Origin of the sequence: Massilia litorea (assembly GCF_015101885.1) — a bacterium.
GTDB classification, from domain to species: Bacteria; Pseudomonadota; Gammaproteobacteria; order Burkholderiales; family Burkholderiaceae_D; genus Telluria; species Telluria litorea.
Window position 1 is genome coordinate 4,166,829 of the sequence record NZ_CP062941.1, and the last position, 23,543, is coordinate 4,190,371.

General features: G+C 66.1%; 22 protein-coding genes. 6 read left to right on the forward strand and 16 right to left on the reverse strand.

Going from position 1 to position 23,543, the window contains the following annotated elements; translation table 11 throughout:
* Positions 1–4 precede the first annotated feature (4 nt).
* From LPB04_RS18805 to LPB04_RS18820, 4 genes are all read left to right on the forward strand, one after another.
* Positions 5–970 (forward strand): hydroxymethylglutaryl-CoA lyase, encoded by a 966-nt coding sequence (locus LPB04_RS18805; protein WP_193686012.1) that lies wholly within the window; start codon positions 5–7, stop codon positions 968–970.
* Positions 967–1,884: an NAD(P)-dependent oxidoreductase gene (locus tag LPB04_RS18810; protein WP_193686013.1), complete on the forward strand. Its 918-nt coding sequence runs from the start codon at positions 967–969 to the stop codon at positions 1,882–1,884. Before LPB04_RS18805 ends, LPB04_RS18810 begins: the two co-directional genes overlap by 4 nt.
* A gap of 49 nt (positions 1,885–1,933) precedes the next feature.
* Positions 1,934–2,917: a Bug family tripartite tricarboxylate transporter substrate binding protein gene (locus LPB04_RS18815; RefSeq protein WP_193686014.1), complete on the forward strand. Its 984-nt coding sequence runs from the start codon at positions 1,934–1,936 to the stop codon at positions 2,915–2,917.
* 105 nt (positions 2,918–3,022) lie between these two features.
* Entirely contained in the window at positions 3,023–5,143 is a 2,121-nt protein-coding gene (locus LPB04_RS18820) for a putative bifunctional diguanylate cyclase/phosphodiesterase (protein ID WP_193686015.1), read from the forward strand.
* An 18-nt stretch (positions 5,144–5,161) separates the two neighbouring features.
* Here the strand turns inward: LPB04_RS18820 and LPB04_RS18825 are convergent, their stop codons facing one another.
* The 11 genes from LPB04_RS18825 to LPB04_RS18875 form a co-directional block, all read right to left on the reverse strand.
* Entirely contained in the window at positions 5,162–6,133 is a 972-nt protein-coding gene (locus LPB04_RS18825; protein ID WP_193686016.1) for a Bug family tripartite tricarboxylate transporter substrate binding protein, read from the reverse strand.
* 17 nt (positions 6,134–6,150) lie between these two features.
* Positions 6,151–7,497, reverse strand: coding sequence for an MFS transporter (locus tag LPB04_RS18830; RefSeq protein WP_193686017.1), 1,347 nt, complete (start codon positions 7,495–7,497; stop codon positions 6,151–6,153).
* 44 nt (positions 7,498–7,541) lie between these two features.
* Positions 7,542–8,789 (reverse strand): benzoate/H(+) symporter BenE family transporter, encoded by a 1,248-nt coding sequence (locus tag LPB04_RS18835; protein ID WP_193686018.1) that lies wholly within the window; start codon positions 8,787–8,789, stop codon positions 7,542–7,544.
* A 34-nt stretch (positions 8,790–8,823) separates the two neighbouring features.
* Positions 8,824–9,615 (reverse strand): 3-oxoadipate enol-lactonase, encoded by a 792-nt coding sequence (gene pcaD / locus LPB04_RS18840; RefSeq protein WP_193686019.1) that lies wholly within the window; start codon positions 9,613–9,615, stop codon positions 8,824–8,826.
* Between the two features lie 2 nt (positions 9,616–9,617).
* Positions 9,618–10,403, reverse strand: a complete 786-nt coding sequence (locus LPB04_RS18845) for a 1,6-dihydroxycyclohexa-2,4-diene-1-carboxylate dehydrogenase (protein ID WP_193686020.1) — start codon at positions 10,401–10,403, stop codon at positions 9,618–9,620.
* 2 nt (positions 10,404–10,405) lie between these two features.
* The gene (gene benC / locus LPB04_RS18850) at positions 10,406–11,425 is read right to left on the reverse strand and encodes a benzoate 1,2-dioxygenase electron transfer component BenC (protein WP_193686021.1); all 1,020 of its coding nucleotides are present in this window, start codon (positions 11,423–11,425) and stop codon (positions 10,406–10,408) included.
* An 85-nt stretch (positions 11,426–11,510) separates the two neighbouring features.
* Positions 11,511–12,002, reverse strand: coding sequence for a benzoate 1,2-dioxygenase small subunit (gene benB, locus LPB04_RS18855; RefSeq protein WP_193686022.1), 492 nt, complete (start codon positions 12,000–12,002; stop codon positions 11,511–11,513).
* On the reverse strand, positions 11,999–13,375 hold the full coding sequence (gene benA / locus LPB04_RS18860; RefSeq protein WP_193686023.1) for a benzoate 1,2-dioxygenase large subunit: 1,377 nt from the start codon (positions 13,373–13,375) through the stop codon (positions 11,999–12,001). Before benA ends, benB begins: the two co-directional genes overlap by 4 nt.
* A 23-nt stretch (positions 13,376–13,398) precedes the next feature.
* On the reverse strand, positions 13,399–14,319 hold the full coding sequence (gene catA, locus LPB04_RS18865; RefSeq protein ID WP_193686024.1) for a catechol 1,2-dioxygenase: 921 nt from the start codon (positions 14,317–14,319) through the stop codon (positions 13,399–13,401).
* Positions 14,320–14,350: 31 nt separating this feature from the next.
* A complete protein-coding gene (catC, locus tag LPB04_RS18870) occupies positions 14,351–14,641 on the reverse strand; it encodes a muconolactone Delta-isomerase (protein WP_193686025.1) in 291 nt (96 codons plus the stop codon).
* Between the two features lie 24 nt (positions 14,642–14,665).
* A complete protein-coding gene (locus tag LPB04_RS18875; RefSeq protein WP_193686026.1) occupies positions 14,666–15,775 on the reverse strand; it encodes a muconate/chloromuconate family cycloisomerase in 1,110 nt (369 codons plus the stop codon).
* A 101-nt stretch (positions 15,776–15,876) separates the two neighbouring features.
* Here LPB04_RS18875 and LPB04_RS18880 point away from each other — a divergent pair, with 101 nt between their 5' ends.
* A complete protein-coding gene (locus tag LPB04_RS18880; protein WP_193686027.1) occupies positions 15,877–16,791 on the forward strand; it encodes a LysR family transcriptional regulator in 915 nt (304 codons plus the stop codon).
* A gap of 71 nt (positions 16,792–16,862) precedes the next feature.
* On the opposite strand, the gene LPB04_RS18885 is transcribed toward LPB04_RS18880, so the two are convergent.
* From LPB04_RS18885 to LPB04_RS18895, 3 genes are read right to left on the reverse strand one after another with little or no spacing between them, the layout of a single operon-like run.
* The gene (locus tag LPB04_RS18885; RefSeq protein WP_193689086.1) at positions 16,863–17,825 is read right to left on the reverse strand and encodes a Bug family tripartite tricarboxylate transporter substrate binding protein; all 963 of its coding nucleotides are present in this window, start codon (positions 17,823–17,825) and stop codon (positions 16,863–16,865) included.
* A gap of 41 nt (positions 17,826–17,866) precedes the next feature.
* The gene (locus LPB04_RS18890) at positions 17,867–18,205 is read right to left on the reverse strand and encodes an AtuA-related protein (protein WP_193686028.1); all 339 of its coding nucleotides are present in this window, start codon (positions 18,203–18,205) and stop codon (positions 17,867–17,869) included.
* Complete coding sequence (locus tag LPB04_RS18895; protein WP_193686029.1) at positions 18,192–19,544, reverse strand: acyclic terpene utilization AtuA family protein; 1,353 nt, start codon at positions 19,542–19,544, stop codon at positions 18,192–18,194. The genes LPB04_RS18890 and LPB04_RS18895 overlap by 14 nt, the downstream gene beginning before the upstream one ends.
* 117 nt (positions 19,545–19,661) lie before the next feature.
* Between LPB04_RS18895 and LPB04_RS18900 the strand changes: the two genes are divergently transcribed.
* Positions 19,662–20,585 carry a LysR family transcriptional regulator gene (locus LPB04_RS18900; RefSeq protein WP_193686030.1) on the forward strand — a complete coding sequence of 308 codons (924 nt, stop codon included), beginning with the start codon at positions 19,662–19,664 and terminating at the stop codon, positions 20,583–20,585.
* Positions 20,586–20,630: 45 nt separating this feature from the next.
* Here LPB04_RS18900 and LPB04_RS18905 read toward each other — a convergent pair whose 3' ends face one another.
* Complete coding sequence (locus LPB04_RS18905; protein ID WP_193686031.1) at positions 20,631–21,224, reverse strand: 3-hydroxyacyl-CoA dehydrogenase NAD-binding domain-containing protein; 594 nt, start codon at positions 21,222–21,224, stop codon at positions 20,631–20,633.
* 76 nt (positions 21,225–21,300) lie between these two features.
* Positions 21,301–22,881 (reverse strand): isocitrate lyase, encoded by a 1,581-nt coding sequence (locus LPB04_RS18910; protein ID WP_193686032.1) that lies wholly within the window; start codon positions 22,879–22,881, stop codon positions 21,301–21,303.
* Between the last annotated feature and the right edge of the window lie 662 nt (positions 22,882–23,543).

Here is a 23,543-nt window from a genome sequence, read left to right on the forward strand (position 1 = left end):
CGTGATGGCCAAGCAGCGTCTGTACATCCAGGAAGTCGCGACCCGCGACGGCTTCCAGAACGAGGCGGTCTACGTCGAGACCGAGGACAAGATCGCGCTCGTGAACGCCCTGAGCGAGTGCGGCTACGCCAAGATCGAAGTCACCTCGTTTACTTCACCGAAAGCGATTCCGGCGCTGAAGGACGCCGAAGCGGTGATGCACCAGATCCGGCGCAAGGAAGGCGTGGTCTACACGGTGCTGGTGCCGAACATCCGCGGCGCGGAGCGCGCCCTGTCCTGCAAGGTCGACGAAGTGAACCTGGTGATGTCGGTGAGCGAATCCCATAACCGCCGCAACCTGCGCATGACCCGCGAGCAGTCGTTCGCGCAACTGGCCGAGGTAGTGAAGGTCGTCAGGCAGTCGCCGGTCGCCGTCAACGTCTCGCTGTCGACCGCGATGGGCTGCCCGATGGAGGGCGAGGTGCCGGTGGCCGAAGTGCTGGACTGGACGGCACGCTTCGCCGACCTCGGCGTGCACGGCGTGACCCTGTGCGATACCACGGGCATGGCCTATCCCTCCCAGGTCGGCGAGCTGTCCCGGCTGGCCCGTGCGCGCTTCCCGGCGCTGGAGCTGACACTGCACTTCCATAACACGCGCGGCCTGGCGCTGGCGAATACCCTGGCCGCGCTGGCGGCGGGCATCGACCGCTTCGATTCTTCCCTCGGCGGCCTTGGCGGCTGCCCGTATGCGCCCGGCGCCAGCGGCAATGTCTGCACCGAGGAGCTGGTGCACATGCTCGAACTGGAGGGCTACGACACCGGCGTGGACCTGGACGGGATCCTGGCCGCCGCCGCCCGGCTGCCCGGCCTGATTGGCCATGAGGTGCCGAGCCAGATCCTGAAGGCCGGCCGCCGGCTCGACCTGCATCCGATGCCGGAGGGCGGCGCGGACATGCCGGAGCAGCGCGCGTTCGCGGGAGCGGCCGCATGAAAGTCGTCTTCCTGGATGCGGCCACGCTCCCGACCGACCTGCGTTTCGACCAGGCGACGATCGACTACACGGCCTGGCCGTCGACCACGCCCGAGCTGGTGGCGGAACGGATCCGCGAGGCCACGGTCGTCATCACGAATAAGGTGCGCCTGGACGCCGCACAGCTGCGCGCCGCCGGCCAGTTGCGGCTGGTGGCGGTAGCCGCCGCCGGTACCGACAACATCGATCGCGAGACCGCTGCCGAATTGGGCATCGCGGTGGCCAACGTGCCCGACTACGGTTCCGATTCCGTTGCCGAGCACGTGATCGCGACCCTGTTCGCGCTGCGCCGCCATCTCGTCACCTACGCCGCCGCCGCGGTCGACGGCCGCTGGAGCGCCTCCGGACACTTCTGCTGGACCGGGCCGCGCATCCGCGACGTCGGCGGCAGCGTGTTCGGCGTCGTCGGACGCGGCCGCATCGGCGAAGCGGCGGCGCGGCTGGCGCGCGGGCTCGGGATGCAGGTGCTGTTCGCCCAGGCACCCGGCAAGCCGTGCCGGGACGATGAGCTGCCCCTTGGCGAATTGCTGGAATGCGTGGACGCGCTGACCCTGCACGTGCCGCTGACGCCAGCTACGCGCGGCATGATCGGCAGGGAGGCGCTGGCGCGCATGAAGCCGGACGCCGTCATCGTCAACACCGGCCGCGGTGCACTGGTCGACGCCGAAGCACTGGTGGAGGCCCTGCGGCTGGGGCGCATCGGCGGCGCCGCGCTCGACGTGCTCGATGTCGAACCGCCGCCCCCGGATCACCCGCTGCTGGCGCGCGACCTGCCGAATTTGCTGGTCACGCCGCACGTGGCCTGGGCCAGCGAACATGCGCAGGCGCGGCTGGCACGCAGACTCGAAGAGCTGGTGCAGGCGCAGCTGGATTGATACCGCATTCAGGCAGCACACATATGATCAGACCAACCAGGAGACAAGCATGAAACCCATCCACAACCTGCTTTCGCACACCGTCATCGGCCTCGGCATGCTTGCCGCCACGGCCGCACAGGCGCAGGACCCGGCCTGGCCGGCCCAGTCGATCACGCTGATCGTGTCCTCGGCGGCAGGCGGCACCACCGACATGGCCGCGCGCATGATTTCCGATCCCCTGTCGAAGGCACTGGGCAAACCGGTGGTCGTCGACAACCGGCCGGGCGGCTCGGGCGCGATCGCGGGGTCGGCCGTCAAGCGCGCAAAGCCCGACGGCTATACCCTGCTGGTCCAGTACTCCGGCTACCAGGTCGTCACGCCCCATTTGATGAAGCTGCCCTTCGACCCGATCAAGGACTTTGCGCCGGTGGCCAACCTGCTGGTGGCGCCGCAGGTGATCGTGGTGCGCCCGGACATCCCCGTCAAGACGCTGCCGGAACTGGTCGGCTACGCCAGGGCCCACCCGGGTAAACTCAGCTACGCCTCGTCGGGCAACGGCTCGCTGCAGCACGTCACCGGCGAAATGATCCGCCACCTGACGCAGGCCGACATCACCCACGTCCCGTACAAGGGCACCGGCCCCGCCATCACCGATCTCCTCGGCGGCAATGTCGACATGACCTTCACCACGGCCCCTCCCCTGATCAGCCACATCAAGACCGGAAAACTGCGCCCGCTGGCCATCACCGGCGACGTGGCCCTGCCGGCCGTCCCCAACGTGCCGACCACCGCCGCCATCAAGGGCTTCGAGAAGCTCGACGTCAGTTCGTGGTTTGCCGTGTATGCGCCGGCCGGTACGCCCAAGCCGGTGATCGACAGGCTGACGAGCGAGATCGGCAAGATCACGCAGACGGCGGAGTTCAAGAGCAAGGCGGAAGCGCAGGGCGCCTACGCCGTGTACATGAACCCGAAGGAGCTCGGCGACTACACCGCCAGGGAATTCCAGAGCTGGGGCAAGTTCGTGAAAGAGGCGAAGATCACGGGAGAATGAGCAGGCAGGCAGCGGGGACGGCGGCGGCCAAGCGCGCGCCATCTGCGGGTCAAACTGCTAGTATGCCGCGATCGCTTGCCGATTGTCGTTGCCTCTCCGACTGCCATGCCGCCCTCTTCCCCAGCGGACCTCCTCTGCTCCCCCGGCGTGCTGCATGACCAGCTGCCGGCGGGTATCGTTGTGCATGCCCCGGACGGCCGCATCGTCTCGGCGAATCGGCTGGCCCAGGAACTGCTGGGCCGGAGCGAAGCGCAGCTGCTCGGGGTCGACCCCAGCGCCAGCGCCTGGGCCGTGCTGCGCGAGGACGGCTCGCCCATGCCGCCCGAGGAATTTCCGGCACACGTCGTGCTGAGCACCGGCCGCAAACTGTCGGGCCTCGTCGCCGGCATCGTCGGTTCCGGTTCGCCGTCCTGGCTGTTGTGCAACGCCTACCCGGACTTCGACGAAGCCGGGCGCCTGCGCCAGGTGGTGGTCTGCTTCACCGATTGCACGGCCTTGAAGAGGACCCAGCAATCCCTGGAGAAATCGGAAGAACGCCTGCGGCTCGTGCTCAAGGGCTCCACCGATGCACCCTGGGACTGGGACCTGGTCACGGGCGAGGTGTATTACTCGGCGCGCTGGTGGAACATGCTCGGCTACTGCAGCGGCGAAGGGCTGGACGACTCCGGCGCCTGGCGCCGTCTGCTGCACCCGGAAGACGACGCGATGATCGGCGCCTATCTCGCGGACCTGTTGCCGGGCACGCGCGACGGCTACAGCCTGGAGTTCCGGCTGCGGCACCGGGAAGGACACTATGTGCCCGTGCTGTCGCGCGGCTATGTGCTGCGCGACCACAGCGGCAGGCCGCTGCGTATTTCCGGCGTCAACACCGACCTCACGGAGCGCAAGCGTACCGAGCGGCACATCTACGAACTGGCCTATTTCGACCATTTGACGGGCCTGCCGAACCGCCGCTTCCTGATCGAGGAACTGGGACACGTGCTGGCGCGCGGGCGGCGCTCGGGACATTATGGCGCCCTGCTCTACCTCGACCTCGACAACTTCAAGCTGCTCAACGACACGATGGGGCACGACCTGGGCGACATGCTGCTGCGCCAGACCGCCGAGAGGCTGCGCGCCACGGTGCGCCACAGCGACCAGCTGGCACGGCTTGGCGGCGACGAATTCGTCGTGGTGCTGGAAGACCTGGGCATGTCGCCGCGCGCCGCGGCCGCCGAGGCCGACCGGGTCGCGAACAAGATCCTGTCGGCCCTCGGCCAGCCCTACCAGCTCGACTCGCTCCTGTTCAAGAACACGGCGAGCATCGGCATCACGCTCTTCGACAGCACCGGTACCGACATCGAAACCCTGCTCAAGCAGGCCGACCTGGCCATGTACCGCGCCAAGGCCGACGGGCGCGACATGGCCCGCTTTTTCGATCCCAGCATGCAGAACGAGGCCGACCGCCGCGCCGCCTTCGAGCTGGCGATGCGCGACGGCCTGTCGCTGGGCGAGTTCCGCCTGTTCTGCCAGCCGCAGTTCGATGGCCACGGGCGTCTGGTGGGCGCCGAGGTGCTGGTCCGCTGGCAGCGCGGCGAGCACGGGCTGGTCGGCCCCGACGATTTCATCGGCTTCGCCGAGGAGTCGGGCCTCATCCTTCCCCTGGGCGAGTACGTGCTGGAGGAAAGCTGCCGCGCACTCGCGCGCTGGGAGCGCGACCCCGTGCTGGCGTGCCTGAAGCTGGCAGTGAACGTCAGCATCCACCAGATGCGCGATTCGGATTTTCCGGCGGCGGTGGCGACGATCCTGGACGCCACCGGCGCGCCCCCGAAACGGCTCTGCCTGGAACTGACCGAGAGCGTGTTCGCCGAAAACATGCAGGAAATTAGCGAACGCATGTACGCGCTTCGGTCCCAGGGCATCTGCTTCTCGCTCGACGATTTCGGCACCGGCTATTCCTCGCTGGCCTATCTCAGGCGCTTCCCGCTCTCCGCGCTGAAGATCGACCGCTCCTTCGTGCACGACATCGGTATCGATCCGGCCTCGGGATCGATCGTCGAGGCGATCATCGCGCTGGCCCGCAAGTTCAAGCTCGAGATCGTGGCCGAGGGCGTCGAGCACGAGGCGCAGCGAACATTCCTGGTCCATGGCGGCTGTTCCTCGATGCAGGGCTTCCTGCTGGGGCGCCCGCTGCCGATGGCCGAGTTCGAGCACATGTACGGCGCCGCCGGCGCCGGGCATGCATGAGCGCCGCCCCCCGCCGCCCTAGTCGGCCTTGATGTTGCGCTCGCGGACGATCTGGGCCCAGCGCGCCGTTTCCGTCTTCAGCGTGGCCGCCAGTTCCTGCGGCGATGAACCGACAGGTTCCGCGCCGATCTGGGCAAAGCGCGCCCGGACATTGGCCTGCTTCAGCGCTTTCACCAGTTCGGCATTGAGGCGATCCACGATCGGCTTCGGTGTCCTGGCGGGCACGAAGACGGCATACCAGCCGCTCAGCTCATAGCCCGGAAGACCCGACTCGGAAATCGTCGGGACGTTCGGGAAGACGCTCGATCGTTTGGCGGTGGTCACGGCGAGCGCCTTCAGCCTGCCCGACTCGACATAGGGCTTGGCCGACGAGAGCGAATCGAACATGATGTCGACCTGCCCGCCCATCAGGTCGGTCACGGCCGGCGCGCTGCCTTTGTACGGCACGTGCACGATGTCGACGCCGGCCATCGAATTGAACAGTTCGGCCGCCAGGTGCACGGTCGTGCCGTTGCCGGCCGACGCGTAGGTGAGCTTGCCCGGCCGGGCTTTCGCCAGCGCGACCAGCTCTTTCACGTTGTTGGCTTTCACGGATGGATGGGCAACGAGCAGGTTGGGCACGATGCCCACCAGGCTGACCGGTTCGAAGTCGCGGGTGGCGTCGTATTGCAGTTTCGGATAAATGCTCGGGTTCACCGCGTGGCCGACGGACACGATCAGCATGGTGTGGCCATCCGGCGCCGCCCTGGCGACGATGCCGGAGCCGATCGCGCCGCCGGCGCCCGGCCGGTTCTCGACCACGACCGGCTGCTTCATGCTGACCGAGAGGCTCTCGCCGAGCGTGCGCGCCATCGTATCCATCGCACCGCCCGGCGGGAAGGGCACCACCCATTTGATGGGCTGGCTCGGGTAGGCTTCCGCGGCGGCGGCATCGACGCTGCAGGAAATCAAGGCGCTCGCGGCGAGTACTGTAAAGACGGTCCGGTTCATATCATCTCCCATCGTGATCAGGCGGTCTCGCGCACCGCGCCAGCCAGCGGCAGGGGCGCCGTCGCGGAGCGCTCATGCCGGATCAGCGAGACGGCAATCGTGGCGACGACGGCCGGGATCGAAATGGCCAGGAAATTCTGCTGCAGCGGCAGCTGCATGCCGACCAGGGTGCCGATCACGATCGGCGCCAGGATGGCACCGCTGCGGCCGACACCCGAAGCCCAGCCGATGCCGGTGGAGCGGATCGCGCTCGGGTAGAACTGGCCAGCATACGCGTAAGTGACGATCTGGGTGCCGATGGTCGAAGCGCCCGCAAGGCCGACCAGCAGGAACAGCACCGGCGTCGATACCGGATAGCCCAGCAGCGTGATCGACACCGCGGCCAGCGCATACATGGCCACCAGCACGTACTTGATGTGGAAGCGGTCGGCCAGCCAGCCGCCGCCGACGGCGCCGATCACGGCGCCGAAGTTCAGCACCAGGACAAACGTCAGCGCGGAACCGAGGCTGTAGCCGGCGCCAGCCATCAGCTTGGTCAGCCAGGAGCTGAGCGCATACACCATGAACAGGCACATGAAGAAGGCAACCCAGAACATGATGGTGGAGAAGGCGCGGCCTTCCTGGAACAGTTTACCGACGGGTGCGCCGGAGGCACGGTCGACCGCCGGCAGCGCGAAGCTGTCGCCCGCCTGCGGGCGGTAGCTCGGGTCGAGGCGCAGCACGATGGCCTTGAGTTCCTCGAGACGGCCCTGCCTGACCAGGAAAGGCATCGATTCCGGCATCGACTTCAGGACGAAGGGAATCAGCAGCACCGGCACGCCGGCTGCCAGGAACACCGACTGCCAGCCGTGCTGTTCGATCAGGCCCTTGCCGAGGACGGCCGCGAGCATGCCGCCGACGGCATAGCCGCTGAACATCAGGGTCACCATCGTGGCGCGGATCTTGCGCGGCGAGTATTCGGTCATCTGCGCCACCACGTTCGGCATCACGCCGCCGATGCCGAGGCCCGCCAGGAAGCGCATCACGCTGAACACATAGGGATCGTGCGTGAGGCCGGCAGCGGCCGTGAAGACGCTGAACAGCGCGAGGCAGATGACGATCGCCCAGCGGCGGCCGATGCGGTCGGCCAGGGTGCCGAGGAAGATTGCGCCGAACATCATGCCGAACAGGGCCGAACTGACCATGAAGCCGGCGTTCTGGGCGGTGACGCCCATGTCCTTCATGATGGACGGGACGGCGATGCCGGCCACCGCCAGGTCGTAGCCGTCGCAAATGATGATCAGGGCGCACCACAGCAGCAGGGATGCGTGGAAGCCGTTGAATTTCGCCGCGTCGGCGGTTTTGTGGATGTCGATGTGTCGCATGATACTTGTCTCCGTTATCGTTGGGTTTTGGTGCGAGACGCTCTTTACTGCGGGTTTTTCGATCTCTGAAGGTGCAACATCCAGTAGGCGAGCATGCCGATCACGATCCCCCAGAAGGCCGAGCCGAGGCCGAGGAAGCTCATGCCCGATGCGGTGGCGAGAAAAGTGATGACGGCGGCCTCGCGGTGGTCTTCCGCCGCGACGATGCCGGCCAGGTTGGCGGTGATCGGTCCGAGCAGGGCCAGGCCGGCCAGCGTGACGACCAGTTCCTTCGGCAGCGCCGCGAACAGCATCACGATCGAGCCGCCGCACAGGCCCGCCAGCAGGTAGAACACCCCGTTGGCAATGCCGGCCACGTAGCGCCGGCGCGGGTCCACATGGGCGTCCGGCCCGGTGCACATCGCGGCGGTGATCGCGGCGATCGCGATCGTGATGCCGCCGGTGACCGCGACCGCCAGCGAGACCAGGCTGTTGACCGCCATGATCTGGCGCACGTTGGTGTCGTAGCCGGAGGTTTTCAGCACCGCCATGCCCGGCAGGTACTGGCCGGCGAGCGTCACCAGCACCAGCGGCAAGGCCAGGCTGAAGGTGCTGGCCCAGGACCAGGCGGGCGCGATGAATTGCGGGGCGACCAGCTTCAGCTCGACGCGCGAGAAATGGGTGGTATCGAGCAGGAACGCGAGCAGCACGCCGGCGACCAGCAGCAGCATGACGCTGTAGCGCGGCGCCCAGCGCCGGAACGCCAGCCAGGCGATGATCATGCCGCAGGCCAGCAGCGGCAGCGTGGCGGTCGAGCGGAAGGCATTCAGGCCGAAGGGCAGCAGGATCCCGGCCATCATGCCGCTGGCGACACCCTTCGGCACATGGGCCATGACGCGGTCGAAACTGCCGGACAAGCCGATCGCCAGCAGGATCGCGGCGGCCGTCAGGTAGGCGCCGACCGCTTCGTTCAGCGACAGGCCGGGGAACAGCGTGATCAGCAGGGCCGTGCCCGGCGCCGACCAGGCGGTGATGATCGGGGCCCGCAGCACCCAGGAGAGGACGATGCCCGAGACGGCAGCGCCGATCGAGATGCCCCAGACCCAGGAGGCAAACATATTGCTGTCCACCTGGGCCGCCTGGGCTGCCTGGTAGAAGATCGCGAGCGGTCCGGTGAAGGACACCAGCACGGCGAGAAAGCCCGCCGTGACGCTGGAAGCCGACCAGTCGGACCAGGAGCGGCCGCCGGCGCCGGCGGATTCGGATACTGCGGGCAAGGCATCCGCCGGCCTTCGATGACCAGTCTGTAGCATGCGTGTCTCCGGTAGTGAATCGTACGCGGCCGGTTCAGGCCAGCAGGAAGGATGCGACGGCGTCGGTGAACCGGTCCGGCGCCTCGACGTTCGAGAGGTGCGAGGCCGGCAGGGTCGCCATGGTCGCGCCCTTGATTGCAGCTGTCAGCGCGCACGCGTGGGCAACCGTGGTCACCGGGTCGTCCGTGCCGGCGATCACCAGCGTGCTCGCCTCGATGCGGCGCAGGTCCGGCGTCAGGTCGGCCATCGCGAGCGCTTCGCAGCAGGCCGCATAGCCTTCCGGGTCGAGTCCGCGCACGGTCTTTTGCATGCTGCCCACCACGACCGGCTGGCGCCCGACGAAGCCGGGCGTGAACCAGCGCGACGGCGAGCCCGCGGCGATCTCGTTCATGCCCTCGGCGCGCACCGCCGCAGCCCTCGCCTGCCAGCCCTCGCGCGTGCCGATCTTCGACGCCGTATTGGCCAGCACCAGCTTCTGGAGGCGGCCCGGCGCATGCGCGCCGAGCCACTGGCCGATCACGCCGCCCATCGACAGGCCGACAAAATGCGCGCGTTCGATGTCGAGGTGATCGAGCAGCCCGAGCACGTCGCTCCCGAGGAGTTCGACCGTGTACGGTCCGGCCGGCGCACCGGATGTGCCGACTGAGCCGCCATGGCCGCGGGTGTCGTAGCGCACCACGTAAAAGCGCGTGGCCAGCACCGCGGCCTGGGCGTCCCACATCGACAGGTCGGTGCCGAGGGAATTCGAGAAGACGACGGCCGGGCGGCTGCGCTCGCCGTCGCAGCGGACGTTGAGGGTGGCGCCGTTGACAGGAATGGTCGTCATGGTCACCCCTGGTCGCCGCCAGCTACCGGCAGCACGCTGCCGGTGATGTAGGAAGCCTCGTCGGAGGCCAGGAACAGGATGGCGCGTACCTGCTCGTCGATCGTCCCATACCGGTGCATCAGGCTCGACTCGACGGTCTGATCGACGATGCCCTGGTACCAGGCCTGCTCCTGTGCGCTCAGCGGGTTCGGATTGCGCGGGACGATCCGGGGCGGCGCCTCTGTGCCGCCGGTCGCCACCGCGTTGACGCGGATGCCGTCCTGCGCATGCTCGAAGGCCAGGCTGGCGGTCAGTGCATTGACGCCGCCCTTGGCGGCCGAATACGGAATCCGGTGAATGCCGCGCGTCGCCACCGAGGAGATGTTGACGATCGCCCCGCTCTTCTGCGCGATCAACGCCGGCAGTACGGCGCGGCAGCACCACAGGGTCGGGAACAGCGAGCGCCGGATCTCGGCCTCGATCTGCGCTTCCTCGTATTCCTGGTAGGGTTTGGCCCAGATGGTGCCGCCGACGTTATTCACCAGCACGTCGATGCGGCCGAATTCGCGCAAGGCCGTCTCCATCAGTGCGCTCGCGCCGGCATACGTCTCGAGGTCGACGTTGGCGAGCGTGACCAGGGCGCCCAGCGCCTGCGCCTCGGCGCCGACTTCTTCCAGCACCCGGGCGCGGTCGGCCAGCACCAGCTGCGCACCTTCGCGCGCCGCGGCCAGCGCGACGCCGCGCCCGATGCCCTGGGCCGCGCCGGTAACGACGACGACCTTGCCTTCAAAACGGTTTTGGTTCGTCATCACTAAGCTCCTGCATTCGGCGAGAATTTCTCGTAATGGAAACTGGCGGGCGTGACGCCGATGTCGCCCAGCCAGCCGCGCACGGCGTCCACCATCGGCGGCGGGCCGCACAGGTAGACGTCGACCTCGCCGTCGTTCATCCAGCCTGGCTCGACATGGGCCGTGGCATAGCCCTTGCGCGGATGCGTGCTCTCGGGCGCCGCCACGCAGGTGACGTAAGTGAAGTTCGGATGGGCTGCCGCGATGCGCTCGAGTTCATCGAGGCCGATCAGGTCGAAGTCGTTGGTGACCGCATAGACCAGGCGCACCGGATGGGCGAAACCGCTTTGTTCGAGGCTGCGCAGCATCGACAGGAAAGGCGCGATGCCGGTGCCGCCGGCGAGGAACAGTACCGGCCGCGCGACCGGGCGCAGGTAAAAACTGCCGAAGGGGCCGAGGAAGCTGATGGCGTCGCCCGCGCCCGCCTGGTTGGCGAGGTAGTCGCTCATGCGCCCGTTCGGCACGTTACGCACGACGAATTCGACGCGGCCGGCGCCGGGCGCCGAACTGAAGGAGTAGGAGCGCGTCTGCTCGGTACCGGGAATCTGGACGTTCACGTACTGGCCGGGCAGGAAGCCGGGGGCCGCGCCATCGTCCAGGTCGATGGCGAAGCGGATGGTCGAAGGCGAGAACTGCTCGACCGAAGCGATCTTGCCGCCATAGCTGTGGGCGCCCGACTTGCAGGCCTGCGAGGTGGCCAGGATCTTGACCACGCAATCGCTTTTGGGGCGCATCTGGCAGGCCAGCACGAAGCCCTTGGCCGCGTCGGCGGCTTCGAGCGCGTCTTCGATATAGCTGGACTCCGGCATGTCGTAGCTCCCGGACTCGCAATGGGCGCGGCAGGTGCCGCAGGCGCCGTCGCGGCAGTCCAGCGGAATGTTGACGCGCTGGCGATAGGCGGCGTTGGACAGGGTCTCCTTGTCGTTGCACGCGATGAAGCGGGTGATCCCGTCTTCGAACTGCAGGGCGATGTGATGGCTCATGGTGTCTCCTTGGCCGCGGACCGCCCTGCCGGGCTGCGTTGCGGCGATGTGTGAAGCTTGGGTAACGCTGCTTGGATGTGGCTGTTCAGATGTGATACACGTCGATCACCTGGTGGATGTAGTCATTCTTCAGAACGATGTACTTGTCCAGGATCTTCGGCTGGCTGCCGGCGAAATCGATCACGTAGCGCGACATGCCGAAATAGGAAAAATCGGTCTTGTAGCGGTGGCTCAGCGTGTGCCAGTTGAAGCGCACCGTGACCACTGTTCCTTCCTGCTTCTCGATTTCGATGTTGGCGATGTTGTGGCTGGTACGCGTGTCGGGCACCGTAGCGCTCGAGCGTTCGGTCTTGATCCGGAATACGCGGTCTTCCAGGCCCTGGCGCGTCGGGTAGTAGATCAGCGAGATCTCGCGCTGCGGGTCCGAGACCAGCTGGCCGTCGTCGTCCCAGGATGGCATCCAGAACTGCGCGTCCGGGTGGTAGCAGTCGAGCCACTCGTCCCAGGCCTCGTCGTCCAGCAGGCGCGCTTCGCGGAACAGGAATGCCGCGACGTCAGTGATGGCGATGGCGCTCATGGCTGCTCTCCCTGGGCCGCTTTGGCATTCTTCATGACGTCGAGCCAGTAGCGGTGCTGCACCGTATATAGCCCCTCGTCCTCGGTGCGCACGCCGCTCAGCACCGGCGCCAGGCCGATTTCCCTGGCCGCCTCGTCCGGGCCCTGGATCCACTGTTTGGCCCCGCGGCACATGTCGTTCCAGGGCATGGCGCTGCCGGCGTAGCCGGTCTGGCAGGCGCGGAATTCTTCCAGGTCGTCGGGCGTGGCCATGCCGCTGACGTTGAAGAAGTCCTCGTACTGGCGGATGCGGCGGGCACGCGCCTCGTCGGATTCGCCTTTCGGCGCGATGCAGTAGATCGTGACTTCCGTCTTGTCGACCGCGATCGGGCGCAGCACGCGGATCTGGGACCCGAACTGGTCCATCAGGTAGACGTTCGGGTACAGGCACAGATTGCGCGAGCGCTCGACCATCCAGTCGGCGGTCGGCTTGCCGTACTGCGCCGCATACTCGGCGTGGCGCGGGTAGTTCGGCCGGTCTTCGGGATTGGCCCACTTGGTCCAGAGCAGCATGTGGCCGTGGTCGAAGGCATAGAAGCCGCCGCCCTGGCGACCCCACTTGCCGGCATCCATGGCGCGGATCTTGTCTTCGCGCTCGGCCTCTTCCTTCCTGCGATTGGTCGTGGCGGCGTAGTTCCAGTGCACGGCCGAGACGTGGTAGCCGTCGGCGCCGTTCTCGGCCTGCAGCTTCCAGTTGCCCTCGAAGGTATAGGTCGAGGCGCCGCGCAGCACTTCCAGGCCGTCGGGCGACTGGTTGACGATCATGTCGATGATCTTGCCGGCCTCGCCGAGGAATTCCTCGATCGAGGGCACGTCCGGGTTCAGGCTGCCGAACAGGAAGCCCTTGTAGTTGGCGAAGCGCGCCAGCTTTTTCAGGTCGTGCGAGCCTTCCTTGTTGAAGCAGTCCGGATAGCCCGCGTCTTCCGGGTCCTTCACCTTCAGCAGCTTGCCGCTGTTATTGAAAGTCCAGCCGTGGAAGGGGCAGGTATAGGTCGCCTTGTTGCCGCGCTTCAGCCGGCAGAGCTGGGCGCCGCGGTGGCTGCAGGCATTGATGAAGGCGTTCAGCTCGCCCTGGCGGTTGCGTGCGATGAACACCGGCTGCCGGCCCATCTGCAGCGTGTAGTAGTCGTTGTTGTTCGGGATCTGGCTTTCATGGGCCAGGTAGATCCAGTTACCCTCGAAGATGTGCTTCATCTCGAGTTCGAACAGTTCCGGATCGGTGAACGCGCTGCGGTGCAGGCGGTGGTCGCCGGTTTCGTGATTTTCAACCAGCAGCGCGTCGAGGTCGATGTTGCTGGCCGTGGGACGTGCAGGCACGGGATGGATCGGGATCATGGTGTTCTCCTCTCAGGCTTCGCTTATGCCGCGGCGCGCTGGCGCTCGACTTGTGCGCTCGGTGCAGCTTCGATGTCGCGGTGCAGGCGGAAATCAAAATCGATCGATGCGAAGGGCTTGTCCTGGCCGCGCGCGGCGATGGCTGCCGGGTCATCGACCCGGGTGACCGGCGGCACCAGGCCTTCGCGGCTGGCGAATGCGAAGTCGTCCCACAGGTATTCATCGCCGTCGATGTTGATTTGCGTGGTCAGCTTGCGCTGGCCGGGGGCGCTGACAAAAAAGTGGATGTGGGCCGGGCGCTGGCCGTGGCGGCCCAACTGGTCGAGCAGCGTCGCGGTGCTGCCGCCCGGCGGACAGCCATAACCCTTGGGCATGATGGTCTGGAAAGCGTAGCGGCCCTGGTCGTCGGTGACGATCGTGCGGCGCAGGTTGAAGTGCGATTGAGTGGAATCGAAGAAGGAGTAATTCCCGAGCAGGTTGGCGTGCCAGACTTCGACTTTCGCGCCCGGCACCGCGTTGCCGTCGGCATCGAACACGGTACCCTGCATGAACAGTACCTCGCCCTGCCCGCTCTCGGTCCCGTCGTCGAGGCGCGCAAAGCCTTTGGCCTCCGGCGCGCCGGCCACGTACAGCGGACCTTCGATGGTGCGCGGCGTGCCGCCTTCGATGCCGGCGCGCGCTTCCGCCTCGTCGGCGCGGATGTCCATGAAGCGCTCCAGGCCCAGGCCCGGGGTCAGCAGGCCCAGTTCATTGTTCTTGCCGGCGTTGGTGAGGAATTCGACGCCCTTCCAGAATTCGCTCGGCTGGATGTCGAGGTCTTCCATCGCCTTGCACAGGTCGGCGACCAGGCGCAGGACGATGGCCTGCACGCGCGGGTTGGCGGGACGGTCGGCGGCGTCGACGATCCATTGTTTGGCCAGCAGGTCGATTTGTTGGTGGTTCATGTTTGTCTCCTAGGATTGGACTGGTTTCGGATTACAGGTCGCCGGCGCGGACGGACGAGGGGTGGCGGCACAGGGGCGTGACCGCGATCCGCATGTAAGGGAACAGCGGCAGCGACATCAACAGCGCGTGCAATTCTTCGTTGCCGGGCACGTCGAAGATGCTGACGTTGGCGTACTGGCCGGCGACGCGCCACAGGTGGCGCCAGCTGCCCTCTTCCTGCAGGCGCTGCGCGAGCGCCTTTTCTTGCGCCTTCAGGGCGTCGGCCTGGTCTTTCGGCATCGACTGCGGCAGCTGGACTTCCATCGTTACGTGAAACAGCATGGTGGTCTCCTCTTGTATTTGGGTTCAACGGCGGCGCATGCGGCGCAGCCTGGCGGCGTCGACGCGCACGCCCAGGCCCGGCTTCGACGGCACCTGCAAGGCGAAGTCGGCGTAGACCAGCGGCTCTTCCAGCACTTCCTCGGTCAGCAGCAGTGGCCCGAACAGCTCGGTGTCCCAGGACAGGTCGGTGAAGGTGGCGCACAGGTGCGCCGTGGCGGCGGTACCGATGCCGCCCTCCAGCATCGTGCCGCCGTACAGGCCGATGCCGGCCAGCTGGGCGACGGTGGCGACCTCCTTCGCCGGGAACAGGCCGCCGGACTGGGCGATCTTCACGGCGAACACGTCGGCACCGTGGTTGCGGGCGATGTCGAAGGCGTCGAGCGGGCCATGCAGCGCCTCGTCGGCCATCAGCGCCACGTCGAAGCGGGCCGCCAGGCGGCGCATCGCGGCGCGGTTCTCGGCGCGCACCGGCTGCTCGACCAGGTCGATGCCGCCGGCTTCCAGCTGGGCGATACCGCGCACGGCATCGAGTTCGTTCCAGGCCTGGTTGACGTCGACCCGCACGCTGGCGCGGTCGCCGAGGGCGCGCTTGATGGCGAGCACGTGGTCCACGTCTTCCTGCAGGGCGCGCGCGCCGATCTTGAGCTTGAAAATGCGGTGGCGGCGCTTTTCCAGCATCGCCTCGGCCTCGGCGATGTCCTTCGCCGTGTCGCCGCTGGCCAGGGTCCAGGCCACCGGCACGCTGTCGCGCACCCGGCCGCCGAGCAGTTCGGAGAGCGGCACGCCGAGGCGCTGGCCTTGCGCGTCGAGCAGCGCCGTCTCGATCGCGCATTTGGCGAAGCGGTTGCCCTGGATGGTCTTGCGCAGCTTTTTCATCACGAGCGCGACCTTCGAAGCGTCCATGTTCATAATCAGCGGCGCGATGTGGGCGTCGATGTTCGCCTTGATGCTCTCCGGGCTTTCTTCGCCGTAGTTGAGGCCACCGATCGTGGTCGCCTCGCCCCAGCCTTCGATGCCGTCGTCGCAACGGACCCGGACCAGGACCAGCGTCTGCGTGTTCATGGTCGCGACGGAGAGCTTGTGCGGCCGGATGGTCGGGACGTCGACAAGCGTGGTTTCGATTTCGCGGATCATATTTAATTCGTATAATGGGATAAGTGAATACACGATATTCCTGAACATGATGACCGTCCAACACTGATTTGGTATCGCTTCGATACCCTGGAGGTATGAACATGGAGCTGCGCCACCTGCGCTATTTCGTCGCCGTCGCCGACGAAAAGAACTTCACGCGCGCGGCCGAACGCCTGCACATCGCGCAGCCGCCGCTGAGCCGGCAGATCCAGCAGCTGGAAGAAGAACTGGGCGTGGTGCTGATCGAAAAGGGCTCGCGGCCGGTGCGCCTGACCGAGGCCGGCAAGTTCTTCCATGCCCATGCCGCCGAACTGCTGGCCAAGGCCTCCGACCTGAAGGCCATGACCCAGCGCGTCGGCAAGATCGACCGCAAATTCGCGATCGGCTTCGTCGCGTCGACCTTGTACGGGCTGTTGCCGGAGATCGTGCGGCGCTTTCGCAACCGCTACCAGTCGCTCGAGATCAGCTTCCACGAGCTGACCACGATGGAACAGCTGCAGGCGCTCAAGGAGGGAAGGATCGATGTCGGCTTCGGCCGGCTCAAGAGTGAAGATCCGGCGATCCGCCGCATTGTGTTGCGCGAAGAAGCCTTGATCGTGGCCCTGCCCGTCGGGCACCGCCTGAGCGCGATCGAGGGTCCCCTGAAGCTGTCGCAGGTGGCGCAGGAGACGCTGCTGGTCTACCCGAAAGCGCCCCGTCCGAGTTTTGCCGACCAGGTGCTGGCCACCTTCAAGGAACGCAACCTGGTGCCGCAAACGGTGCTGGAGGTGCGCGAACTGCAGATCGCGGTCGGCCTGGTGGGCGCCGGCCAGGGCGTGGCCGTCGTTCCGCAAAGCCTGCAGGGCATGATCCGCACCGACGTCGTCTACCGGCCGCTCGACGAAGTCACGGCGGTCTCGCCGATCATCTTCAGCGCGCGCCACATGGACCGCTCACCGGAGCTGGTCAACATGCTGGAAGTGATCTACGAAATCTACGAGGAACTGGGGATCGCGCACGTCAGGCACAGCTTGTAGTGGCCCCAGCAAAAAGGCCAGCATGGAAGCTGGCCTCGTCTGTTTGTTGCCGGTCCTCGACCGGCGACTCGCTATTCTTTTTCGATCCCCGCCTTGCGGATGATCTCACCCCATTTCTTCGACTCGGCCTGCTGGAATGCCGCCAGCTCCTCGGGCGAGGTCAGGAAGATCGCGGTGCCGCTGGTCGCGTAGAAACCGCTGTTGGCGCCGGGGCTTTTCGCGGCCTTGCTCAGCAGCTCATTGAGCCTGGCGACCACCGGCGCCGGCGTTTTCGCCGGCGCATAGGCGGCGAACCAGTAACCGACGTCATAGCCCTTGACGCCGGCCTCGGCGATCGTCGGCACATCCGGCATCAGCGGCGAGCGGTGGCCTTCCGAATAGCCCAGGGCGCGCAGCTTGCCGCTCTTGATATGCGGCAGGCCGGTAGCGGAATCGGTGATCATCATCTGGATCTGACCGCCCAGCAGGTCGGTGATGGCGTAGGTGTTGCTCTTGTAGGGAACATGCAGCAGCTGCACGTGGGCCAGCTGCTGGAACAGTTCGCCCGCCACCCGGCTCGACGAACTGCCGCTGCCGAAGCTGATCTTGCCCGGCTCCTTTTTGGCGAGGGCGATGAAGTCGGCCACGCTCTTCACGGGAGACGAGGCATTGACGACCATGATCTGTCCGCCCTTGCCGAGTGCCGTAATCGGCGCAAAACTCTTCACCGGGTCGTAGGGCACGGATTTGTACAGGTGCTCCGCAGCCGCGTGGGTGGTATTCGTCGCGATGAGGACCGTGTAGCCGTCCGGCGCGGCGCGCGCCACCTCGTTGGCGCCGATGAAGCCATTCCCGCCGGGCTTGTTGTCGACGATGACCGGCTGCTTCGTCTCCTGGCTGACCGCCTGTCCCAGTGCGCGCGCCAGCTGGTCGGTCGCGGTGCCGGCCGCGAAGGGCACGACGAAGTGGATCGGTTTTTCCGGGAAGCCGGCGGCCGATGCAGCGGCGGACAGCGCAAGGCATACGGCGGGGATGGCCAGATGACGCAGTTTCATGACACTCATTACTTGTCTCCTTGAGGGGTGGTTTTTGTATGTTAAGCGGTGGGTGCAAGGACCGTCGGACTGTCCTGGTCGGGAATGTCGAGGCTGAGGATCGCCGAACTCAGGGTTTTACCATGGGCGTCCAGGGCGAGCGAACGGGTGACGCCGCCGCTCAGGGCATCGTGCAGGACGAAGTTCAGGGCGCCAAGCGCCGGCAGCGCGAAACGCTGCACCTCCCCCGCGGCGATATCGGCGAAATGCGCTTTCACGCGCTCGGCGGTGAGGTAGTTTTCCAGCCGCGGATAGTCCTGCGGGTCGTAAGCGATCACGGAAATATTCGAGATATTGCCCTTGTCGCCGGCGCGCGCATGCGCGATCTCACGTAACAGCATGCTGGTTCTCCCCGAAGTGGACGGATGCCTGCACGGCGTCGCGCGGCAGCAGGGTCGATAATACCGCGACGATATCGCGCGCCGACTTGAAGGCGCCGCCGCCGCCCGCCGGGCCGCAGGTGTACAGGCTTTCCACTTCGTTGGCGATGCGCGCCGCTTCACGCAGGCTGTCGGTGCGTCCGGCCACGCGGATGCGCACCTCGTACGGTTCCGGATGCGGCGCGGCCAGCCGGTCGCGGTGCATGGCGTTCACGCCCAGGATGTCGTAGCGGATCTCGCTGGTCTGCACGCCGGTGATCTTCAGGCGCTCCTCGACGATGGACAGCGCCAGGCGCGCCCGGTTCAGCGCCCCCGGACCGGCGTATGACATCTGGCCCTCGCCGATATAGCTGTCGATGTAGCCGATCGAGACCTTCAGCGTGTCCGGACGCGGATGGCCGGTGGCGCCTTCGACCAGCACCCGGTCGGGGCCGATTTCCGTGATCCGCACCCCGGAGAAATCGGCGACCACGTCCGGTGTCAGGTAGGCGCGCGGATCGTGGATCTCGTAGAGCAGCTGTTCCTTGCAGGTGGCCGCCGTCACCTGCCCGCCGCTGCCTTCGACCTTGGTGATGACGACGCTGCCGTCCTCGGCCACTTCGCCGATGGGAAAGCCCAGCCGCGCGAGGCCGGCCACGTCCTTGTACCCGGGATCGGCGAAATAGCCGCCGGTGATCTGCCCGGCGCATTCCAGCAGGTGTCCCACCAGCGTGCCCTGCCCCAGCCGCTGCCAGTCGTCCATGGCCCAGCCGAATTCATGGATCAGCGGGGCCAGCACCAGCGCCGGATCGGCGGCGCGGCCGGTGATCACGACGTCGGCGCCGGCGGCCAGCGCCTCGACCAGCGGCTGCGCGCCGAGATAGGCGTTCGCGGACAGCAGGCGTTCGCCGAGGCGGTTGACCGGCTGGCCGGTGTCGTCCATGAACTGCCCGGCGCGCAGCGTATCGAGCACGTCGTCGCCGATGACCGCCGCGACCTTCAGGCCTTCCAGGCCCAACGACCGGGCGATCTCGCGCACCATGGCGGCCGCGGCCAGCGGATTGGCGGCGCCCATGTTGGTCACGATCCGGATGCCCTGTTCACTGCACTGGGCAAGCACTGCCCGCATGCGCTCCGCGAGCAGCGGATCGTAGCCCCCCGCCGGATCCTGCATGTGCGCCCGCTGGGCTAGCGCGATCGTGCGTTCGGCGAGGCACTCGAAAATGAGGTAGTCGAGATCGCCTTTTTCGACCAGCTCCACGGCCGGCTCGAGACGGTCGCCGGAGTAGCCGGCACCGGCGCCGATTCTGATTCGTTTCATGGACGCTCCCTGGCAATGCACTTCCCTGCTTCACAGTGTGGCGCGCCCGACTAATTAAGTACAATGGTCATTTCAGATGGATTAATCCGGTTTTCAGATGAATCACAGGCAGGCAGGATGACGACCAATATCTCGACCAGGCTGCTGTATGCCTTCGTCGCGCTCGAGGAGACCCGGCATTTCACGCGTGCGGCCGAACGCTGCCATACCTCGCAGCCGGCCTTTAGCGCGATGATCCGCAAGCTCGAGGAAGCGGCGGGCACGCGGCTGTTCGAGCGCGACACGCGCAATGTCACGCTGACGCCGGAAGGCGAACTGTTTTCCGAGGTGGCACGCTCGCTGATCGCCGAATTCGAAGCGGCCTTCGACGACATGGCCGATTACGTCGCCCGGCGGCGCGGACGGGTGTCGATCGCGGCACTGCCTTCGCTGGCGGCGCGCGCCCTGCCCGCCGTGATCGCGCAGTATCGGCACCTGTATCCGGGCGTGGCCGTGACCCTGCACGATGCCTTGTCCGATCAATGCCTGGCGCTGCTGCGCCAGCACAAGGCCGATCTCGTGCTGACGGCACCGGGCGCGAATTTCAACGAGTTCGAATCGCGGGTGCTGGGCAGCGATCCCTTCTACCTGGTGTGCCGGCGCGACCACCCGCTGGCCCGCAGGCGCCGCCTGAAGGCGGCCGACCTGGCCGGACAGGAACTCATTCATCTCGCCAAATCTTCGAGCGTGCGCCAACATGTCGACATCCTGCTGCGCGCCATCGAGACCGTGCATTCGGGCTTCGAAGTGGAACACCTGGCGACGGTGGCCGGCCTGGTGGAGCAAGGCCTGGGCGTGAGCATCGTACCCGAGCTGACCCTGTTCCAGTTCCGCCAGCTGGACCTGGCCGCGATCCCCCTGGACGCACACGAACAGACGCGTCCCATCCTGGTCGTCAAGCGCAAGGACCAGGCGCTGTCGATTGCGGCCCAGGCCATGCTGGAACTGATCGAGAAGCAGATCGGGCCGATCGGCACCCGGCGCCAGCCTCCGCAGCGTTAAAGCAGGTTGAGCCGCCCTGCCCTGGGCGGCTGGCGCACAGGCCGGCTATTCCAGTATCAGATCGACGCGCCAGGCCTCGCCATCGGCCACCGGCGCCACCGCGCGGAACATGGGAGCGAAGGCGATCGCGGTGGCCAGGGCCTGCGCCGAGGTCCGTTTGCCGCAAACGACTTCCCAGGTTCCGCCTGCGTCGCCAGGACCGGCGCGATGCAAGCCGAGCACCTCGCCGCTGCGCCGCGTGCAGCCGGCAACCTGGTCCACGCCGCGCTGGCTCGCAAGCGCTATCAGTATCGCGCCGGGCTTTGCCACCTGGTCCAGTCTGCGGAACAGCTTCTCCTTGCCGGCCATGTCGGTGCGCACGGCTTCGATGATCAGGTCGCAGTCTTTCAGGTGATGAAAGTTGACCGTCCCCGCCAGCAGGGCCATGCGCCGGCCGGCCGACCGGACCTGCGCCATCCCCTGGTCGAGCGTTTCGCGCCCGGTTTCGAAGAGCGTGACCGGGATGCCGGCCTCCAGCAGGTTGATGGCGATACCGGCGCCCATCGCGTTGGCGCCAATGATGCCGACCCGCCCGACAGGGCGCGGGCTGGCGTTCGCGAGCGCCAGGGCGTCGCGGCTTTCGTCGTTCATGTTGCTCATGTGGTTTCCTCGGTATGGCGCACAAATGGATCACGAAAAAAAAGCCCGCCGTGGCGGGCCTGTGCAGTGCTATGCGTCAGAACTGGTTCATCGTGTTGTGTTTGCCGGACGCCTTCAGCGCTGCCTCGCCGCTGAAGTATTCCTTGTGGTCGTCGCCCAGGTCGGAGCCCGACATGTTCTGGTGCTTGACGCAGGCGATACCCTGGCGGATTTCCTTGCGCTGCACGCCGGCCACATAGCCCAGCATGCCCTGCTCGCCAAAGTATTCCTTGGCCAGGTTATCGGTCGACAGCGCGGCGGTGTGATAGGTCGGCAGCGTGATCAGGTGGTGGAAGATGCCCGCTTCGCGTGCGGCGTCCGCCTGGAACGTGCGGATACGCTCGTCGGCCTCGCGCGCCAGTTCCGACTCGTCGTACTCGGCGCTCATCAGCTGCGAGCGCTCGTATTTCGAGACGTCCGCGCCCTCGGCCTTCATGCTGTCGAAGACCTGCTGGCGGAAGTTCAGCGTCCAGTTGAAGGACGGGCTGTTGTTGTAGACCAGCTTCGCGTTCGGGATGACCTTGCGGATTTCCTTGACCATGCCGCCGATCTGGGCGATGTGCGGCTTCTCGGTCTCGATCCACAACAGGTCGGCGCCGTTCTGCAACGAGGTGATGCAGTCGAGGACGCAACGCGCCTCCCCGGTGCCTTCGCGGAACTGGAACAGGTTGCTCGGCAGGCGCTTGGGACGCAGCAGCTTGCCGTCGCGCTTGATGATCACGTCGCCGTTGCCCAGGGCATCGAGCGAGACCTCTTCGGCATCGAGGAAGCTGTTGTACTGGTCGCCCAGGTCGCCCGGCTCGCGGGTGTAGGCGATCTGCTTGGTGAGACCGGCGCCCAGCGAATCGGTACGCGCCACGATCAGGCCGTCGTCGACGCCCAGTTCCAGGAAGGCGTAGCGCACGGCACGGATCTTGGCGAGGAAGTCTTCATGCGGCACGGTGACCTTGCCGTCCTGGTGGCCGCACTGCTTCTCGTCCGACACCTGGTTCTCGATCTGGATGCAGCAGGCACCCGCTTCGATCATCTGCTTGGCCATCAGGTAGGTCGCCTCGGCATTGCCGAAGCCGGCGTCGATGTCGGCGATGATCGGCACCACGTGAGTGACGAAATTGTCGATCTTGTCCTGGATGGCAGCGCGCGCCGGTCCTTCGGCGGCATCGAGCTGGCGGAACAGGCCGCCGAGTTCGCGCGCGTCGGCCTGGCGCAGGAAGGTGTAGAGCTCGCGGATCAGCGCGGCGACCGCGGTCTTCTCGTGCATCGACTGGTCCGGCAGCGGGCCGAACTCGGAACGCAATGCCGCAATCATCCAGCCCGACAGGTACAGATAGCGGCGGTCGGTGTTGTTGAAGTGCTTTTTAATGGAGATCATCTTCTGCTGGCCGATGAAGCCGTGCCAGCATCCCAGCGACTGGGTGTATTGGGACGGATCGGCATCGTAGGCCGCCATGTCGCGCCGCATGATGCCCGCCGTGTAGCGGGCAATATCGAGGCCGGTCTGGAACCGGTTCTGCGCGCGCATGCGGGCCGCCGACTCGGGATTGATGGCGTTCCAGCCCTCGCCCTGCTGCTGCTTGAGACTGGTGATGGCCTGGATATCGTTCTGGTACTGGGACATGATGACACTCCATGAAAGATGAATCGAAACCTGTGGCGTCCGCCGCTGAGCTGTGCTCGCGAACTGCGCCGGGATGGGTTCATCATAAATGAATACGCTCGGATATCTTCTGTCTTATATAAGACTTACCAGAATCTTTTATTCCTTTGTTTTCAATCGCTTGTATGACTCTTTTTGCAATGTGGAAGGTGGTTTTGAAGAATGGGATCATACGAACGGCGAACAGTCGTCCAATTTTTCGCAATATGAAACGAAGTTCGGCTGTGTGAAAAATAGGGCCGGCGCTGGCGAATGGACGCCTGACGCAGGGTGAGGAGGCAAAAGGCGCGATCGTGAACTGGAAGCGCCACCGAATACAGCGCGCTGCATTGCCTGGCATGAACTTTTGCAGGAACGGCTACGGAATCGCTGGGCGTGTTCGCAGCAGACCGTCTCTGGAAGGTGGAGCCTGCGGCGGCCGAGCGGCTGCTGTACGCAGGCTCCGGATACCATTCAGCGGCGTCCCTGCAGCTGCTGATCAATACAGCACCAGTGGAGAAGACGGGGTCTTCGGCCCGGGCGGTTCTTGCCGGACTGGGGAGCTTTCCGAGAGCGATCGGCTCGACTGGGCAAGAGAGCGCCTGCCTGCCGCGGGCGCGCATGCGGAGACGCTGGCCAGGATT

Coding starts and splice junctions, on each gene's coding strand:
- catC (WP_193686025.1), bottom strand. CDS start 14,641: ATGCTGTTTCACGTAACGATGGAAGTCCAGCTGCCGCAGTCGATGCCG.
- LPB04_RS18910 (WP_193686032.1), bottom strand. CDS start 22,881: ATGTCCCAGTACCAGAACGATATCCAGGCCATCACCAGTCTCAAGCAG.
- LPB04_RS18815 (WP_193686014.1), top strand. CDS start 1,934: ATGAAACCCATCCACAACCTGCTTTCGCACACCGTCATCGGCCTCGGC.
- LPB04_RS18810 (WP_193686013.1), top strand. CDS start 967: ATGAAAGTCGTCTTCCTGGATGCGGCCACGCTCCCGACCGACCTGCGT.
- LPB04_RS18875 (WP_193686026.1), bottom strand. CDS start 15,775: ATGATCCGCGAAATCGAAACCACGCTTGTCGACGTCCCGACCATCCGG.
- LPB04_RS18880 (WP_193686027.1), top strand. CDS start 15,877: ATGGAGCTGCGCCACCTGCGCTATTTCGTCGCCGTCGCCGACGAAAAG.
- LPB04_RS18830 (WP_193686017.1), bottom strand. CDS start 7,497: ATGCGACACATCGACATCCACAAAACCGCCGACGCGGCGAAATTCAAC.
- LPB04_RS18885 (WP_193689086.1), bottom strand. CDS start 17,825: ATGAAACTGCGTCATCTGGCCATCCCCGCCGTATGCCTTGCGCTGTCC.
- LPB04_RS18820 (WP_193686015.1), top strand. CDS start 3,023: ATGCCGCCCTCTTCCCCAGCGGACCTCCTCTGCTCCCCCGGCGTGCTG.
- LPB04_RS18890 (WP_193686028.1), bottom strand. CDS start 18,205: ATGCTGTTACGTGAGATCGCGCATGCGCGCGCCGGCGACAAGGGCAAT.
- LPB04_RS18895 (WP_193686029.1), bottom strand. CDS start 19,544: ATGAAACGAATCAGAATCGGCGCCGGTGCCGGCTACTCCGGCGACCGT.
- benC (WP_193686021.1), bottom strand. CDS start 11,425: ATGAGCCATCACATCGCCCTGCAGTTCGAAGACGGGATCACCCGCTTC.
- benB (WP_193686022.1), bottom strand. CDS start 12,002: ATGAGCGCCATCGCCATCACTGACGTCGCGGCATTCCTGTTCCGCGAA.
- LPB04_RS18825 (WP_193686016.1), bottom strand. CDS start 6,133: ATGAACCGGACCGTCTTTACAGTACTCGCCGCGAGCGCCTTGATTTCC.
- LPB04_RS18835 (WP_193686018.1), bottom strand. CDS start 8,789: ATGCTACAGACTGGTCATCGAAGGCCGGCGGATGCCTTGCCCGCAGTA.
- benA (WP_193686023.1), bottom strand. CDS start 13,375: ATGATCCCGATCCATCCCGTGCCTGCACGTCCCACGGCCAGCAACATC.
- LPB04_RS18845 (WP_193686020.1), bottom strand. CDS start 10,403: ATGACGAACCAAAACCGTTTTGAAGGCAAGGTCGTCGTCGTTACCGGC.
- pcaD (WP_193686019.1), bottom strand. CDS start 9,615: ATGACGACCATTCCTGTCAACGGCGCCACCCTCAACGTCCGCTGCGAC.
- catA (WP_193686024.1), bottom strand. CDS start 14,319: ATGAACCACCAACAAATCGACCTGCTGGCCAAACAATGGATCGTCGAC.
- LPB04_RS18805 (WP_193686012.1), top strand. CDS start 5: ATGGCCAAGCAGCGTCTGTACATCCAGGAAGTCGCGACCCGCGACGGC.
- LPB04_RS18900 (WP_193686030.1), top strand. CDS start 19,662: ATGACGACCAATATCTCGACCAGGCTGCTGTATGCCTTCGTCGCGCTC.
- LPB04_RS18905 (WP_193686031.1), bottom strand. CDS start 21,224: ATGAGCAACATGAACGACGAAAGCCGCGACGCCCTGGCGCTCGCGAAC.